The sequence below is a fragment of the Bacillus sp. N447-1 genome (assembly GCF_022701035.1).
Classification (GTDB): Bacteria; Bacillota; Bacilli; order Bacillales; family Bacillaceae_G; genus Bacillus_A; species Bacillus_A cereus.
Genome location: NZ_CP065509.1, coordinates 2,884,308 through 2,901,001 on the forward strand (window position 1 = coordinate 2,884,308; position 16,694 = coordinate 2,901,001).

Here is a 16,694-nt window from a genome sequence, read left to right on the forward strand (position 1 = left end):
AGCTAATTCGATAGTTGGAAGTATCCATATTCCCTATAATTAAGACATAAGCAGGGCAACAACTATTCGAAAAGGAGCGGATACGCATGATGAACAATATGAAATCAAATAAATTTTTAAATACAATGGGCATGGTGCTATCCGCACTTGTCGATGCAAAAGCTGTTGCAACTACATTAAACAAATAAGGAGAGATTATAATGAACAACATTACTTTCAACAAATCAGACTTTATCGGACTTGCAAGTGGAGCTACTCTTCTTACGGCTTTCATTTATACACTTGCTCAAGGTCTTATTTAACACTTTGTTTCCCCAAACCCCTTTATATATAGAAAAAGCTGCTCGTCTTATAGACAAGCAGCTTTTTAGTTTGTCCCGCTTTAATGGGCAGTAAGACCCCCACCTCAAAATTCAGCGAAAGCAAAGAAATTAGGTGGGGGTCGGGCTGCCCATAAAAGTCCGATTGGTGAAGGCTAATAATCAGTGGGGGATGAAGAACCCCCACACTGATTAAAGTTTCACTTTATTTCATATACAATTTGACCTGTTTTCGTAATATCATATCCGCCAATCGCATTTAATTCATTATGAAATTCTTCCGATTGCAGAATGTCTTTCACAACTTCAATCAGCTCTTCATTTTCTTTATTCTTCAAAATTACTAAATCATACTGTTCTTTCATGATTGGAATAAAGTCCACATTTACAATTTGCGAAAACTTTTCTGAACCTACTCCTACATCAGCTTTTCCATTTGCAACTTGCGTGGCAACACCAAGATGATTCGATTCTTCCCATTCATATCCACTAATATCAGCTTTATTTAATTTTCGGATTCGTAATTGTTCATCCACTAACACTCTAATACCAGAACCCTTTTCTCGATTCACAAACTTTATAGTGGACCCGGATATGTCAGCCCATGTCTTTATTTTCTTCGGATTTCCTTTTTGAACATAAAACCCTACATTTCTGGACAATAAATTAATCATAAGACATGGCTGTCCTACTAAAATACGTTTTACGTAAGGAATATTATATGTACCCGTTTCACCATCAAACAAATGCAAACTAACGATACTTCCTTCTCCTTGATACATTTTCACTAAACTCGTTAAGCTACCTTGATACGCTCTTAAAACATTAGAACTTGGCAAACGATTTTCTATACGTTTAGCTAACATATCTAACGTTAGTTCTTGACCACTAATAATACACGTGTTCAAGATACTACTACCATCGTTTTTCACAGGATTAACTTGTACTTTCCCTGTTTTCATTTGCTTTATATATTGATCTAAATCTGCTGCATCAATGCGCATCTGTCTACCAACTCTATAAGAAGGAAGTTCTCCTTTTTTAATTAAGTCGTATACAGTTAATTTTGATACTTTTAATCGCTTTGCTACTTCTTCCGTTGTGTAGGAATGATGATCCATAGACGATTCCTCACTTTCTCCTTTCATTGTAACAAAGAAAAGAATATTTCTCCTATTTTTTAAAAATAGACATATGTTCAAATTATATTCAATTATAACTAGTTATATTTAGTTATATTTAGTTATAATTAGATGTGTCAAAATGAAAGGGGATTTTTTTATGAATAAATTTATATTACGTTCCATCGGGGCACTTATACTTTCTTTCCTTCTTATATTTAGCGCTGCTTGTACAAGTGGGGAAAAGCATACAAAGTCAGCTGCTAAAGAGGATAAACCAGTTGAACTGACTATCTCAGCTGCTGCAAGCTTACAAGATGCATTAAAAGAACTCGAAAAACAATATAAAGAAAAAGAGCCAAATATCAAACTTTCTTTTAACTTCGGTGCTTCTGGAGCACTTCAACAACAAATTGAACAAGGTGCACCTGCTGATTTATTCTTCTCAGCAGCAGAAGATAAATTCCAAACCCTTGTAAAAAAAGGATTCATTAATGAAAAAGAGGGGAAAAATCTCCTTGGAAACGAACTCGTTCTAGTCGTCCCAAAAGATAGTTCTCTTACAAAAATTCAAGATTTAAAAGATGAAAAAATAAAAAAAATTGCACTTGGTACACCTGAATCTGTACCTGCTGGCAAATATGCAAAGGCTTCTCTAACACACGAAAACCTTTGGAATGATGTTCAAAATAAAGTCGTATTTACAAAAGATGTTCGCCAAGTGTTAACATATGTAGAAACAGGGAATGTCGATGCTGGTATCGTATACAAAACAGATGCTCTCATTTCGGATAAAGTAAAGATTGGTGAGACAGCAGCAGCTACTTCTCATGAGCCAATCCACTATCCTTTAGGTGTTATAAAGGAATCTAAACATAAGAAAGAGGCGACTTCATTTTATGAGTATTTGCAGTCAAAAGATGCACAATCTATCTTTAAAAAATATGGATTTACAGTCCTGTCGTAATTACTATGAGCATTGATGCTATTTTATCGCCTGTCTTTCTATCTTTAAGAGTAGCTGCATGCGCCACTATTCTCGTTACAATTTTAGGGACAATTGTCGGGCGAGCACTAGCTCGCTCCTCATGGCGATATAAAGTAATATTAGAAACCATATTTTTATTACCAATGGTACTTCCACCAACTGTTATCGGCTTCTTTCTCATTATCATCTTTGGAAACAACAGCCCGATCGGAAGGTGGGTTGAATCATTATTTCAGCAGTCTATTATGTTCACATCTACTGCTGCGATTATTGCTTCTACAGTTGTTGCATTTCCGCTTATGTACCAATCAGCGAAAACGGGATTTTCTATCGCAAATGTACAAATTGAAGAAAGTGCTCGTGACCTTGGCGCAAGTGAATATCAAGTTTTTCTGCACGTTACACTTCCGCTCGCATTTCCTGCCTTACTAAGCGGGATGATTTTGAGCTTTGTCCGCGCGCTCGGTGAATTTGGTGCTACACTTATGTTTGCCGGGAACATTCCTGGTAAAACACAGACAATCCCAACTGCAATTTACATGGCTATTGATGCAAGTAATATGCAACTCGCATGGACACTTGTAGTTATTACTATCGGTATGTCACTCGTATTTCTACTATGTATTCAACTTATTAATAAAAGAATTACTAACTCTTAAAGCAGCTTTTTTCGAAGCTGCTTCTTTATTTCTTAGGAAATAAAATATACCACCGGGAAATAACTGAATTTTACCTCTTATTAAAATATACATTTTATTTGAATTCACTTTCTAAAATAGGCAATTTCCTGTTATTATATGGAGGTGTTTCAAAAAATGAAGAAATGAAAACGCATTTATATCGTGAATTCTTCATCCTGTTTTAGCGATCGGTAATCTTCTACTCTATTAGTGGGGCATTACCGATCGTTAGAACGATATGTAACTATATTGGTATAGCAAACCGAAGGGAGTCTTGTAATGGACATTTTATTAGCGCTTCTTCCTGCAATTGCATGGGGAAACATCTTATTAGTAAGCGTAAAAATGGGCGGTGGTGCATATAGCCAAACGGTAGGTATGACAATCGGTGCTCTATTCTTCGCAACAATTATGTATGTATTTACTCAACCAGCTTTAACAATGACAATCTTAATTGTTGGTTTTATTTCAGGTTTATTCTGGGCTTTAGGACAAGTAAACCAATTAAAAACAGTTGAAAAACTAGGTGTTTCAACTACTGTAACGATTTCTACTGGTATGCAACTTGTTGCAACTTCTATCTTTGGGGTTATCGCTTTCCGTGAGTGGACTACTACTACAACGATCATTCTGGGAACGATTGCAATCCTATTAATCGTAGTTGGTGTTGTATTCACATCATTAGATGATAAAGAAAATGCTCAGCCACCTGGACAATTGAAAAAAGGACTTCTTACTTTAATTGTTTCTACTTTCGGCTATCTTGTATATGTAATTATTATTCGTTGGTATAATATCGATGGTTGGTCTGCTATTTTACCACAAGCAGTTGGTATGTTTGTTGGTGCGGTTGTACTGACGTCTAAACATAAACCATTTAACAAATATGCAATCCGTAATGCTTTGTCTGGTTTACTATGGGGAACTGGAAACTTATTCTTACTTCTTTCATTACCACGTGTTGGAGTAGCAACAAGCTTCCCATTATCTCAAACTGGAATCGTTATCTCAACATTCGGTGCGATTGTATTCTTAGGTGAAAAGAAAACAAAACGTCAATTGATCTTTATTGCACTAGGTAGTGTTTTAATTATCGGCGGCGCTGTATTACTTGGTATGACAAAAGCATAATCTTATATTCTATTAGTAAACCCCTGAAGCATATGTACTTCAGGGGTTTTTTAATTCTAATTATTTTCTAGATATAATTATTTGTATGTTCTTGCCCCTTATAATTGCTCTTCCACTCTAGCAAACCAGCTACACATATAAAGAGATTAATAATAGCTAATATTAGCATGAATTTCCTCCTTCTCATTATCCATTCCATCTACGGTAAGTCTTTTCTTTTTACAAAATTCTCTTAAAGATGATATCGTTTTTATAACATATCTCTACTAGAAAGGAATAAAGGATATGCTAACTAAACATCGAATTTTATTTATTGGTGCCGGTCGTATGGCAGAAGCTATATTTTCCGGATTACTTAAAACAAGCAAAGAGTACATCGAAGAAATTATCGTCTCTAACCGAAGCAACATAGAAAAGCTAAAACAGTTACAACATCAATATAATGTGTCTACTACAACAGATTGGAAACAGCATGTTACATCTGTTGATACGGTTGTTTTAGCAATGCCACCTTCGGCTCATGAAGAGTTATTAGCTGAGCTATCTCCGTTAATATCAAATCAACTAGTCGTAACAGTAGCAGCTGGCATTGGACCATCTTATTTAGAAGCTAGACTCCCAAAAGGCACGCCTGTTGCTTGGATTATGCCTAATACAGCTGCTGAAATTGGAAAGTCTATCTCCTTATATACAATGGGACAATCAGTAAACGAGATACATCAAGAAACCCTGCAACTACTTTTAAAAGGTATTGGTACTTCGCAACTTTGTACTGAGGAAGAAGTTCATCAGCTTACTGCAGTTACTGGAAGTGCACCAGCCTTCCTTTATTACTTTGCTGAAAGCTTAATTGAAGCAACAAAAAGTTATGGAGTTGATGAAGAAACCGCAAAACACCTTGTCATTCAAATGATTTCTGGCTCTGCTTCTATGCTTGAACAAACGCAAAATCCAGCTAACCTTCGCGAACAAGTAACAACGCCAGGTGGTTCCACAGCTGAGGGTCTCAAAACTTTATACGAATATAATTTTTCAGAGGCAATTCAAAAAGCAGTAGAAGCAACAAACAAAAAAGCTAGGGGGAAATAATATGATTTTAACAAGTTTAAAAGATTATACAACATTACATAACGGTGTAAAAATGCCTTGGTTTGGTTTAGGTGTTTTTAAAGTAGAAGATGGTTCAGAAGTAATTGATTCTGTAAAAGCAGCAATTAAAAATGGCTACCGCAGCATCGATACTGCAGCAATCTATCAAAATGAAGAAGGCGTTGGACAAGCGATTCGTGAATCCGGTGTTTCACGTGAAGAATTATTTATTACCTCAAAAGTATGGAATAGCGATCAAGGATATGAAACAACACTTCAAGCATTTGAAACTACATTAGAGAAATTAGGTCTAGAATATTTAGATTTATATTTAGTACATTGGCCTGTAAAAGGGAAATATACTGAATCATGGAAAGCATTAGAAAAACTTTATAAAGATGGCCGTGTTCGCGCTATCGGTGTGAGTAATTTCCACATTCACCACTTACAAGACGTATTTGAAATTGCTGAAATTAAGCCAATGGTCAACCAAGTGGAATATCACCCACGTTTAGCACAAGAAGAGCTACATGCATTCTGTAAAGAACATAATATCCAGCTTGAAGCTTGGTCACCATTAATGCAAGGACAACTACTAGATAATCCAACGTTACAAGAAATTGCGACAAAATATAATAAATCAACTGCGCAAATTATTTTACGTTGGGATTTACAAAACGAAGTTGTAACAATTCCCAAATCAATTAAAGAACATCGCATTATTGAAAATGCAAACATCTTCGACTTTGAATTAAGTGCTGATGATATGAAAGCAATTCAAGCTTTAAATGAAGATCGTCGCGTTGGTCCAGATCCAGATAACTTTAACTTCTAGTAGAAAAACCACTGCCATATGCAGTGGTTTTTCTATTTAATAAAACTGAAAATTTAAACTATATTTCATTTAGTTGACACTTCATTATTCAAGGTGTAAGATTTTGAATTATCAAAGAAACACAAAAATTAATAAAATTTATTCGTTTACTCATTGTATCAAGAGAGGTGGAGGGACTGGCCCTTTGAAACCTCGGCAACAGGTTCATTTTGAATACTGTGCCACTTCCTGCAAGCTTTATGCTTGAAAGATAGAATGAGGGACTTCGTTTATATACGGGTGCATAACTTGTACGTAAAAATCCCTCTTTCTCAATATGAAAAGAGGGATTTTTTATTTTTCATTTCCCTCATCATCATCCAAACTTAATTATTTAGGAGGAAAATCAAATGAAAAAGAAGTTTGTACCCGGTATTGCATCAGTTGTAGGAGTAAGTATTTTATTAACTGGTTGCGGTAGTTATAAAAACGAAGCAAGCGGAGCAAATGCAAAAGACGAGGCACCTAGTAAACAGGTTTTAAACTTATCTTCACCTACTGAAATACGAACAATGGATACGGCTCGTGCTACAGATACTGATTCTGGTCAAGTAATGAGAAACGTATTTGAAGGTTTGTATAATCTTGGTGAAGGTAACAAACCTGTTCCTGGTGTTGCAAAATCTCATGAAGTAAGTGGCGATAAAACGAAATACACATTCCATTTGCGAGATTCAAAATGGTCAAACGGCACTCCTGTTACAGCTAAAGATTTTGTGTTCGCTTGGCAACGTGCCGTAGATCCAGCAACAGCCTCTGAATATGCATTTTTATTCTTTGATATTAAAAACGCAACAAAAATTAACAACAAAGAACTTCCAGCCGACCAACTTGGTGTAAAAGCAGTTGATGACCATACGTTTGAGGTAGAATTAGAGCGTCCTGTTCCTTATTTTATTAGCTTAACAGCGTTCCCAACATTTCTACCAATTAATGAGGAATTCTTTAAAGTACAAGGTGATAAGTACGCTTTAGAAGATAATACAATCTTGTACAATGGAGCTTTTACACTAAGCGATTGGAAGCACGAACAAAGCTTTAAATTTAAGAAGAACCCTACCTATTGGGATAAAGATACTGTCAAACTAGAAGAAATCAATTTTAATGTCGTAAAAGAAAAATCAACAGAAGTAAATTTATTCGAGTCAAAACAATTAGATCGTATAAAACTAACATCTGACTTCGTCGATAAATATAAAAAGGATGCTAACTTTAAAGAACGTCCAAACGTAGGCGTACAATTTTTACGTATGAATCAACAAAACAAAGTACTTCAAAACGTTTCTGCACGCCAAGCAATTGATCAAACAATTGATAGAAAATCCTTTGTAAATACGTTATTAAATGATGGCTCTACACCAACATTTGGTCTCGTTCCAAAAAACTTTGCAAAAGGACCTGAAGGAAAAGACTTCCGTACTGCAAACGGCGATTTAACAAAAGTTGATACAAAATCTGCACAAGAGTTATGGAAAAAAGCTAAACAAGAGCTTGGTTCTGAAAAGATAACATTAGAATTATTAACGAGTGATGCTGACCTTGATAAGAAAACTGGTGAATTCTTAAAAGGACAACTAGAAAAGAATCTAGATGGATTAATAGTAAATATAAAACCTCAGCCGCGTAAGCAACAAGTTTCGCTTTTATTAAAAGGTGACTACGAAATCGGAATTGATGGCTGGAGCCCTGACTTTGCGGATCCAATTACATTCCTTGAGCTATTTACAACGAATAACCCTTATAACTTAGATCATTACTCTAATAAGGAATTCGATGAAACAATAGCAAAAGTGAAAACAACTTTAGCTGGTGATGAAAAAGCTCGCTGGGAAGCATTACTAGCATCCGAGAAAATATTATTTAAAGACTCTGTTATCGCTCCTCTTTACCAAAAAGGCGAATCTTATTTAGAACGTTCTTATGTGAAAGGAATTGTGCAAGTAGACTTTGCAGGTCAATTAAACTTCAAGTGGACAAAAATTGAAAAATAAAGTGAAACTTTAATAAGCGGGGGTTTCTTCATCCCCACTTATTATTAGCCCACACCAATTGTTTTTTTAGCAAAATATATTAAAAATAGGTTCTCTCACACATGAGAATCTGCTTTTTTAATATATTATTCTGATAAATTAACAATCTATTTTTATTATTGACATATAGTTCTTTTCAGTGTTAATATTCTAAATAATCAAAGAAACAAAATATTTCACCATCAAAATATAATGTCTACTACGTTGAAACATATAACGATAGATTATAGTTCGACATGTATATACATATAGAACACCTGATTACCTATAAACAAATATTTATAATAGGTTTTATCTCCTTCTATAGCTACTTCAAGACACGGACATTATGACGTTACGAACAACACATTTAGGGAGGAACGAACAATGAAGAAAAAAGTTGTACCTGTTGTTGCATCTGTTTTAGGGGCAAGTCTATTACTAACTGCTTGCGGGGGAAATAAAGATAATGCAAGCGGAGCGAAAGCAAACGATAAAGCACCTGATAAACAGGCAATTAACTTATCATTCGCTTCAGAAATTCCAACAATGGATGTTGCAAAAGCAACGGATGGGGAATCCATGAACGTAATGCGTAATGTTTTTGAAGGGCTATATGCAATGGGAGAAGATAACAAACCGATTCCTGGTGTTGCTGAGTCGGTTGACATTAGTCCCGATAAAACAAAATATACATTCCATCTGCGTGATTCAAAATGGTCAAACGGTACTCCTGTTACAGCAAAGGACTTCGTCTTTGCTTGGCAACGTGCCGTAAATCCTGATACAGCAGCTGAATACGCATTCTTATTCTTCGATGTACAGAATGCGAAACAAATAAACCAAAAACAATTACCAATTGATCAACTAGGGGTCAAAGCTGTTGATGACAAAACGTTAGAAGTACAACTAGACCGTCCTGTTCCTTACTTCTTAAGCTTAACGACATTCTCAACATTCTTGCCAATTAATGAAGAGTACTTAAAGTCTCAGGGCGATAAATACGGTTTAGAAACAAATCATTTAATTTACAACGGTGCTTTCACATTAGATAACTGGAAACACGAACAAAGTTTCCAATTGAAGAAAAACCCTAACTATTGGGATGCTAAAACGGTAAAATTAGAAGAAATCAACTTCAATGTCGTTAAAGATAAGTCTACAGAAGTGAACTTATATGATTCAGGACAAATTGATCGCGTTGCTTTAACTGCAGAGTTTGTTGATAAATATAAGAGCGATCCAAACTTCAAGGAACGCGCTGAAGTCGGCATTCAATTCTTACGACTAAATCAGAAAAATGAAACATTAAAAAATCAACATGCACGCCTTGCTATTAACGGCGCAATGAATAAAAAGGCTTACGTAGAAACAATCTTAAATAACGGCGCTGTTCCAGCTGAAGGAATGGTTCCTGCGAAATTTGCAAAGAGCCCAGAAGGCAATGACTTCCGTAAAGAAAATGGAAATCTAGTCAAGGATGATGTGAAAACAGCGAAAGAAAACTGGAAAAAAGCAAAACAAGAACTTGGTACTGACAAAGTAACAATCGAACTATTAACAAGTGACAATGCTTTAGCTAAAAAGACTGGTGAATATTTAAAAGGTGAATTAGAAAAAAACCTAGATGGATTAACAGTGAATTTAAAACCACAACCACGTAAACAACAGTTGAAACTACTATTAAGTGGTGACTATGAAATTGGTATTGACGGCTGGGGCCCTGACTTCGCTGATCCAATTACATTCTTAGATTTATTTACAACAGATAGTGCTTATAACTTCGATAAATACTCTAACAAAGAGTACGATGAGCTAATTCATAAAGTGAAAACAGATTTAGCTGGCGATGAAAAAGCACGCTTTGAAGCAATGAAGCAAGCTGAAAAAATTCTATTACAAGACGGCGCTGTCGCTCCTTTATACCAACAAGGCCGTTCTTACTTACAACGCTCTTTCATTAAAGGACTTGTAACAACTGACTTCGGTGGTGAGTTTAACTACAAGTGGACAGAAGTTACAAAATAATAAGTGCTAATAAAAAGGTATCCCACCGAGGATACCTTTTTATTTTATACTTCTTTAACTACAGAGCTTCTTCTTCCCTTTACCATTCCTTTTATAGCTAAAGTCATCACTGCTACTGATTGTGTAACCAATACAATAACTAATAATGAAATAATATTTCTCTCTAAACTAACTCCTCCAAATATTATTGTATAATAGCCATTCGCTGCATATGTTGCAGGAAATAATTCACTAATTGTTTGATATGTTTTAGAAAGCATTTCATGTGGCACAGTTACAACCATTTGTGTTAATGAAAGAAAGGCGAAAAAGACTATTGTCAATAATCCTCTTTTCCTTCTTTTTGCATTGAACCAAAACTCATCATAAATATAAACACAAACATCAAATATGTTCTCCACGTCAAAGAAGGTATATGCCCTGACCAAAGATAGCTAACTAAATAATTAATTCCCATAATACAAGACGATATTACTAAACTAATACTTATTAGTTTTACATATTTGAGCATATCTTTTCTCCTTGTTTTTATTTTTCTACTTCTTCAAACTGTAGATTCACCGGATCTTCTAAAAGTGTTTCATAAAAGTTCTCTGCCAAATCTGTTGAAGGGATTTTTTCATCTACTTCATCAAATCGAATACTATCTAGCCACACACAACCTTCTCCTGATAATAAAACACCAAATGCAATACCAAGTGCTTCTTCTTTTATATCTAATACAACCGAGTACGATTGCCAGTTATTCGTATTTTTAATGGGGCGATTTTGCATATTATCCATAGCGAGCGGTTCTGTATCTTTTCCATCTACTCGCATCCACAATCCTGCCCAATCTCTTACATTTTCACTCTTAATAAATGCTGTAAAACGTAATCTCTTCCCTACATATTTATCCGCTCGGAACATTTGCATTAATGTTGAAAATCCTCCATGCGTAACATTCTCTTTTGCTTTTATGTATGCAGATACTTTTCCTTGATGGACAACTTCATAATCTAAACCCATCTCATATTCAGCAGGATGACTTCCACTTAAGATCCATCCTTTCGGTATACCTTTTTGCATTGAAACACCCTCTCTTTCTATATAAAATGACTGAAAGTACTTTCGATATTTCTTTGGTGGTAATTGAAACATTCTTTTAAAAGCTCTCGTAAATGCCTCTTGTGAGGAAAAACCGTATTGCACTGCAATATCAATAACAGCTCTCTCCGTTGACACTAAAACTTGCGCAGCATGAGTTAACCTTCTCTTTCGAATATAATCTGTTACACTCATCCCAACATATCTTTGAAAGATGCGATGAAAATGGTACATCGATACTGCACTGTGGGATGCCACTCTTTCTGTTGTAAGCTCCTCATGTAAGTGATTCTCTATATATTCAATTGATTTTTTTATTATCTCTTTATATTCTTCATGCATTTTAGCCCCTCCCTCACAACTTCAATTTACCATATACATACAAATCGTTTTTGATTTAAATTGCGGATTAGTCCTTGTGACTGCAGGATAATAATTTATTTTCAACACATACATAATTACATGTTTTTGGGAAAAACTTGTATAGAACGAATTTACATAAGGAGGAATTTATAATGAGAATTCTACTATCAGTTTTATTAGCTCTTATGCTAGTACCTGCATTAACAGGATGTAAAGCTCCTGCCAAAGAAGACACAACTTCTAATAAAAAGACGACTGAAGAAGCAAAAAATGAGGCTCCTGCAGATTTAAAACTAAACTTCAATGAATTCGATTTAAAGGCAGACTACCAAGATACAAAGAAAGACTACGAAGCAGACTATAAAAATGTAGCAGCTGACAAGAAAATGGAAGCAAAAATTGAAGATCATAAAGCAGATGTAAAATTAACAGGAGACGAGGCTATCACAAAATTAAGCCCACTTCTACAAGAATTAAAATTTGATAAAGATACTCCTGACCAAGAAGTAATCGATCAAGTAGTGAACGTGTTCAAACTTGATAAAGACTATCAAAAATTCGATTTAGAAGTTGTCTTCTCTGATGGAACGAAAAAAGAATATAAAAGAGAAATAAAATAAAGAAGTAGGCGGTTGCCTACTTCTTTATTTTTGCATATCTTAAATCTGGTTTAGATCCAACATAATATTGAAGTCCAGATACCGTTTGTTTTTGTAAATAGGAATCCGACGGGAATATAATTGGAATTAATGGTGAATCTGTAAACATAATATCTTCCGCTTTATGCAATAAATCAAAACGCTTATCTTCATTTTGTTCTACTTCTGCTTCCTTCACTAAAGCATCAAATTCTTTATTATGCCATTTTGCATAATTGTTTGGACCATCACCTGCATATAAATCTAATTTAGTAATTGGGTCTAATAGAGAACCGCCCCATCCCATATAAGCTAATTGGAAATCACTTTGCTTATATGTGTCGATGTAACTCTTCCACTCTTTATTTTCTAATTTAATATCTACGCCAAGATTTTTCTTAAACATTTCTTGCATTGCTTCTGCTACTTTTTTATGTTGTGTATCTGTAGTGAATTTTAATGTTACTTCAGGTAATGTAGACCAGCCTTGTTCTTTCATACCTTCTTCTAATAATTTTTTCGCTTCTGCTGGATCAAATTTAACGTAACCACCTTTTTCTTTACGGAAATCACGCCCACTTTGTGTTTTTGCTCCTTCTGGAACGAATGCATTTGCTTCTTGTGCATTGTTTTTATACAGTTTTTCAACAATAAACTTACGATCAACTGCTAATGAGAATGCTTTACGTACTTTCGCATTTGTGAACGGCTCTTTTTCTACGTTAAACGAATAAATATAAGATGAAAATCCTGCAACACGTTTATATTCTTTATTTCCTTTTTCTTTCTCAATCATTTCTTGCGGTAAACTACTTAGTAAATCTAATTCTTTTGATTTGTATAATTGGTACGCTGTTTTAGAATCTGGAATAATACGAAACTCAATTTCTTTTAATGTTACCTTTTTATCATAGTATTCTTTATTTTTTTGTACCGTAATAGCCTGATTATGCTTCCATTCTTTTAATGTGAATGGTCCGTTCGTAATTAACTCTTTTGGATCTGTTTTTAATTTATTATTATCATCAATTGATTTTTTTGATAATGGAATGAATAATGAGCTTGCTAATTTTTGTTTAATGGAAGACACTGGGTGCTCAAGTGTTACCTTTAATGTTTGAGGATCAACAACTTGAATACCAACTTGTCCTTCTTCACCTTTTCCAGTATTGTATGCCTCTGCCCCTTTAATAAAATACATTTCTGTCGCATTCATAGAACCCGTTTTCGGATTTAATAATCGCTTCCATGCAAATTCAAAATCATTTGCTGTAATAGGAGAACCATCTGACCATTTAATATCTTTCTTTAAATGAATTGTATACTCAGTTCCATCAGCATTTACTTCTTCTTTCTCTGCTAATTCATTTTGATATTTTCCATCACTATCTTGCGTATATAAGCTTGAGAATAAATGTCCAATTACATAACCTGAAGTACTATCTGTCGCAATAGCGGAATCAAGTGTATATGGATCGCTACCAATATTCGTTACTAATCGATCTCCTTCTCCCTTACCAGCACTCGCCTTTTGCGTCTCTTTCTTACCGCAAGCGACAGAAGTAATTGCTAAAACAGTCATAATGACAAACAGTAAAAACTTCTTCATCCTACATTCTCCTTTAACCTGAAATTTTTGGTGTTGATGCCAATAGTGTTTTTGTATAAGAATGTTGTGGATTACGGAATACTTCGTCCGTATTTCCAAATTCAACAAGTTCTCCTTTGTATAAGACAGCTACTTTTTCACATAAATAGTGAACCATCGGTAAATCGTGCGCGATAAATAAATATGTATAACCTTGTTCCTTTTGAATTTTTTGCAGCAAGTGCACAATTTGGATTTGAAGCGAAACATCTAATGCCGAAATTGGTTCATCAAGAATTAATACTTCCGGCTCACACAATAACGCTCTTGCAATAGCAATTCGTTGACGTTGTCCTCCGCTAAATTCGTGCGGATAGCGATCAATATATCGTCTATCTAACCCAACACGCTCTAGCGCATCACCTGCTACTTTATCTTTCAATCCTTTATCACCTAAACCAAATGAAATATAGCCTTCCGTTACGCTATCGCGTACTTTCCAGCGCGGATTTAATGCTGCTGTGGAATCTTGAAAAATAAACTGTACTTTCTGTAAGAAATCACGTTTATGAGTTGCCTTCAACTTGTGAACGACTTGACCGTTATAATCAATTTCACCAGACGTTGGGCTCTCAATCCCAGCTATGAGCTTACCAAGTGTTGTTTTTCCTGAACCACTTTCTCCAATAATGCCAAGCGTTGTTCCTTTCGGGATAGAAAGTGATATGTCTTTTAACGCTGCGATTTCTTTATTTTTACTTCCATACGTTTTCGTTACTTGCTTTACAGTAATTAAATCTGTCGTCATGAGGCATTCACCTTCTCTTTTGCTTTCGCTTTATTATGCTCCAGAACATGTTGCCAGCAATGTGAACTATGCTCCTTGGAATATGTTGTTCTCTCTGGGAAACGATGAATACATTCTTTTATCGCTACTGGACAACGATTTACAAAAGGACAACCAAAGCTATTTAACGTCTCAATGGAAGGTGTCGTCCCTTCTATTGCACGTAATACTTTTTCAGAATCATCCATATTCGGAATTGCTTGTAATAAGCTTTTTGTGTATGGATGTTTAGGGGAACCTATCACTTCCTCTATCGTTCCTTTTTCAACAACACGTCCTCCATACATCACAACTACTCGATCCGCTACTTCACGTACAAGTGCTAAATCGTGCGTAATTAGTAAAATACTCGTATTTTGCTTTTCCTTTCTTTCCTTTAATAACTCCATAATTTGCTTTTGAATTGTTACATCTAATGCTGTCGTAGGTTCATCCGCAATAACGAGTTTGGGGTGGCAGGCAAATGCGATTGCTAAACAAATACGTTGCCTCATGCCTCCGCTTAATTGATGTGGGTACTGTTCAAAGCGTTTCTCTGCTTCATGTATCCCTAAATCATTTAATAAGTTAATCGCAATTTCTTTTGCTTCTTTTTTCGATTTCTTTTCGTGTTGCAAAATCACCTCTGTAATTTGCCTTCCCACCTTCATCGTCGGATTTAAAGATGAAAGTGGGTCTTGAAAGATAAACGACATATCTTTCCCTCGAATTTGATTCCATTCTGATTCTTGTAGATTCGTTAATTCCTTTGATTCAAAAGATATATTTCCATCATCAATATGAATTGATTCTTGATTTAAGCCGATAATAGATTGTGCTGTAACACTTTTCCCTGAACCACTTTCTCCTACAAGTGCAACTATTTCACCTTCGCTAATAGAAAAGGAAACATGCTTCACAATTGCTTGGTTACTATTCTCTTTTTCAACGGCTAACGTTACGTTTTCTAAAGATAAGAGCTGTCCCATGTTTTTTCTCCTTTCGATTCCGTTTTACGATTTTTGGATCAATTGCATCTTGTAAACCATCACCAATCGCATTAAATGCGAACATAATGAGCGCAATCATGATTGCTGGGAAGAATAGCTGCCACCATTCTCCACTCAATAATGTCCCAAGTGCATCATTCGTCATCGTCCCCCAGCTTGCTGCCGGTGATTGCACTCCTAGTCCGATAAAGCTTAAAAATGATTCTGAGAAAATAGCTGCGGGAATTGTAAATGATAAATTTACGATAATAATGCCCGTTAAGTTCGGAATTAAATGCCCGTATATAATTTTCATATGGGATGTACCTAATCGCTCCGCTGCAATAACAAACTCTCTTTGTTTTAAAGATAAGACTTGCGCCCTAACGAGACGTGCCATACCAATCCATCCTGTTAATGCAAGGGCGATGATAATGGTAAAAAGACCTGGTTTCATAACAATTAATAGTAAAATAACAATTAATAAATACGGGATACCGTATAACACTTCGATTCCTCGTATAATCCACTCATCAATTAATGTCCCAAGGCGATTGCGCCCTCTCACATATCCACTAAATCCTCCGATTAGCACACCAAGTCCTATATCAAGAGCAGCTGCCACTAATCCAACTGTTAATGAAATTTTCCCGCCAGCCCAAGTACGTGCCCATATATCTCTTCCCAAATCATCTGTTCCGAACCAATGCTCACTACTAGGTGGTAAGTTTGTTGCCTCTTTTACTTGTTCACTCGCAGTAAATGGCGTTAAACTTTCACCAACAAGTGAGAAAACAATAATGAGTAATAACGTCACTGATCCTAAAACTGCGATTGGATTCGATACAAACTTACGAAACACTTCTTTCTTTCGGCTAATCTTTTGCTGATCTTTATTTATCGTTAATTCTTTCTTCTCTTCATTTGTTAATAACTGGTCATTAATTTCATAAGCTCCCATCTA

At 35.3% G+C, this 16,694-nt stretch carries 17 protein-coding genes and 1 riboswitch; of the genes, 9 read left to right on the plus strand and 8 right to left on the minus strand.

All coding sequences use genetic code 11. The annotated features are described in order from the left end of the window. The first annotated feature begins 200 nt into the window (after positions 1–200). Entirely contained in the window at positions 201–302 is a 102-nt protein-coding gene (locus IQ781_RS14485; protein WP_001060017.1) for a DUF3948 family protein, read from the plus strand. A gap of 218 nt (positions 303–520) precedes the next feature. Here the strand turns inward: IQ781_RS14485 and IQ781_RS14490 are convergent, their stop codons facing one another. Beyond that, positions 521–1,441 carry a substrate-binding domain-containing protein gene (locus IQ781_RS14490; RefSeq protein ID WP_002180310.1) on the minus strand — a complete coding sequence of 307 codons (921 nt, stop codon included), beginning with the start codon at positions 1,439–1,441 and terminating at the stop codon, positions 521–523. Between the two features lie 160 nt (positions 1,442–1,601). Here IQ781_RS14490 and modA point away from each other — a divergent pair, with 160 nt between their 5' ends. The 7 genes from modA (at position 1,602) to IQ781_RS14525 (ending at position 10,240) form a co-directional block, all read left to right on the plus strand. After that, positions 1,602–2,408 carry a molybdate ABC transporter substrate-binding protein gene (gene modA, locus IQ781_RS14495; protein ID WP_139847213.1) on the plus strand — a complete coding sequence of 269 codons (807 nt, stop codon included), beginning with the start codon at positions 1,602–1,604 and terminating at the stop codon, positions 2,406–2,408. 5 nt (positions 2,409–2,413) lie between these two features. Beyond that, positions 2,414–3,088 carry a molybdate ABC transporter permease subunit gene (modB, locus tag IQ781_RS14500; protein ID WP_050292905.1) on the plus strand — a complete coding sequence of 225 codons (675 nt, stop codon included), beginning with the start codon at positions 2,414–2,416 and terminating at the stop codon, positions 3,086–3,088. A 300-nt stretch (positions 3,089–3,388) separates the two neighbouring features. Continuing rightward, complete coding sequence (locus IQ781_RS14505) at positions 3,389–4,240, plus strand: GRP family sugar transporter (protein ID WP_000353544.1); 852 nt, start codon at positions 3,389–3,391, stop codon at positions 4,238–4,240. A 285-nt stretch (positions 4,241–4,525) separates the two neighbouring features. Beyond that, positions 4,526–5,329 carry a pyrroline-5-carboxylate reductase gene (proC, locus tag IQ781_RS14510; RefSeq protein ID WP_000956251.1) on the plus strand — a complete coding sequence of 268 codons (804 nt, stop codon included), beginning with the start codon at positions 4,526–4,528 and terminating at the stop codon, positions 5,327–5,329. A 1-nt stretch (position 5,330) separates the two neighbouring features. Further along, positions 5,331–6,164, plus strand: coding sequence for an aldo/keto reductase (locus IQ781_RS14515; RefSeq protein ID WP_000604196.1), 834 nt, complete (start codon positions 5,331–5,333; stop codon positions 6,162–6,164). Between the two features lie 152 nt (positions 6,165–6,316). Beyond that, positions 6,317–6,421, plus strand: a riboswitch (SAM riboswitch). 132 nt (positions 6,422–6,553) lie between these two features. Then, positions 6,554–8,194 (plus strand): peptide ABC transporter substrate-binding protein, encoded by a 1,641-nt coding sequence (locus tag IQ781_RS14520; protein ID WP_139847212.1) that lies wholly within the window; start codon positions 6,554–6,556, stop codon positions 8,192–8,194. A gap of 405 nt (positions 8,195–8,599) precedes the next feature. Then, positions 8,600–10,240: a peptide ABC transporter substrate-binding protein gene (locus tag IQ781_RS14525; RefSeq protein ID WP_063219907.1), complete on the plus strand. Its 1,641-nt coding sequence runs from the start codon at positions 8,600–8,602 to the stop codon at positions 10,238–10,240. Positions 10,241–10,284: 44 nt separating this feature from the next. Here the strand turns inward: IQ781_RS14525 and IQ781_RS14530 are convergent, their stop codons facing one another. From IQ781_RS14530 to IQ781_RS14540, 3 genes are read right to left on the minus strand one after another with little or no spacing between them, the layout of a single operon-like run. Continuing rightward, positions 10,285–10,563 carry a hypothetical protein gene (locus tag IQ781_RS14530; RefSeq protein ID WP_000156944.1) on the minus strand — a complete coding sequence of 93 codons (279 nt, stop codon included), beginning with the start codon at positions 10,561–10,563 and terminating at the stop codon, positions 10,285–10,287. Then, the gene (locus tag IQ781_RS14535; protein ID WP_000922547.1) at positions 10,560–10,751 is read right to left on the minus strand and encodes a hypothetical protein; all 192 of its coding nucleotides are present in this window, start codon (positions 10,749–10,751) and stop codon (positions 10,560–10,562) included. Before IQ781_RS14535 ends, IQ781_RS14530 begins: the two co-directional genes overlap by 4 nt. 17 nt (positions 10,752–10,768) lie before the next feature. Beyond that, positions 10,769–11,668, minus strand: a complete 900-nt coding sequence (locus IQ781_RS14540) for a helix-turn-helix transcriptional regulator (RefSeq protein WP_000544202.1) — start codon at positions 11,666–11,668, stop codon at positions 10,769–10,771. A gap of 173 nt (positions 11,669–11,841) precedes the next feature. Between IQ781_RS14540 and IQ781_RS14545 the strand changes: the two genes are divergently transcribed. Then, the gene (locus tag IQ781_RS14545) at positions 11,842–12,309 is read left to right on the plus strand and encodes a YusW family protein (RefSeq protein WP_001221552.1); all 468 of its coding nucleotides are present in this window, start codon (positions 11,842–11,844) and stop codon (positions 12,307–12,309) included. Between the two features lie 16 nt (positions 12,310–12,325). On the opposite strand, the gene IQ781_RS14550 is transcribed toward IQ781_RS14545, so the two are convergent. The 4 genes from IQ781_RS14550 to IQ781_RS14565 are packed head-to-tail and all read right to left on the minus strand — an operon-like array spanning position 12,326 to position 16,691. After that, positions 12,326–13,936, minus strand: coding sequence for a peptide ABC transporter substrate-binding protein (locus IQ781_RS14550; RefSeq protein ID WP_025690493.1), 1,611 nt, complete (start codon positions 13,934–13,936; stop codon positions 12,326–12,328). A gap of 13 nt (positions 13,937–13,949) precedes the next feature. After that, on the minus strand, positions 13,950–14,723 hold the full coding sequence (locus tag IQ781_RS14555; RefSeq protein WP_000205673.1) for an ABC transporter ATP-binding protein: 774 nt from the start codon (positions 14,721–14,723) through the stop codon (positions 13,950–13,952). Further along, complete coding sequence (locus IQ781_RS14560) at positions 14,720–15,730, minus strand: ABC transporter ATP-binding protein (RefSeq protein ID WP_000531265.1); 1,011 nt, start codon at positions 15,728–15,730, stop codon at positions 14,720–14,722. Before IQ781_RS14560 ends, IQ781_RS14555 begins: the two co-directional genes overlap by 4 nt. Beyond that, positions 15,687–16,691: an ABC transporter permease gene (locus IQ781_RS14565; RefSeq protein WP_000501525.1), complete on the minus strand. Its 1,005-nt coding sequence runs from the start codon at positions 16,689–16,691 to the stop codon at positions 15,687–15,689. Before IQ781_RS14565 ends, IQ781_RS14560 begins: the two co-directional genes overlap by 44 nt. Positions 16,692–16,694 lie beyond the last annotated feature (3 nt).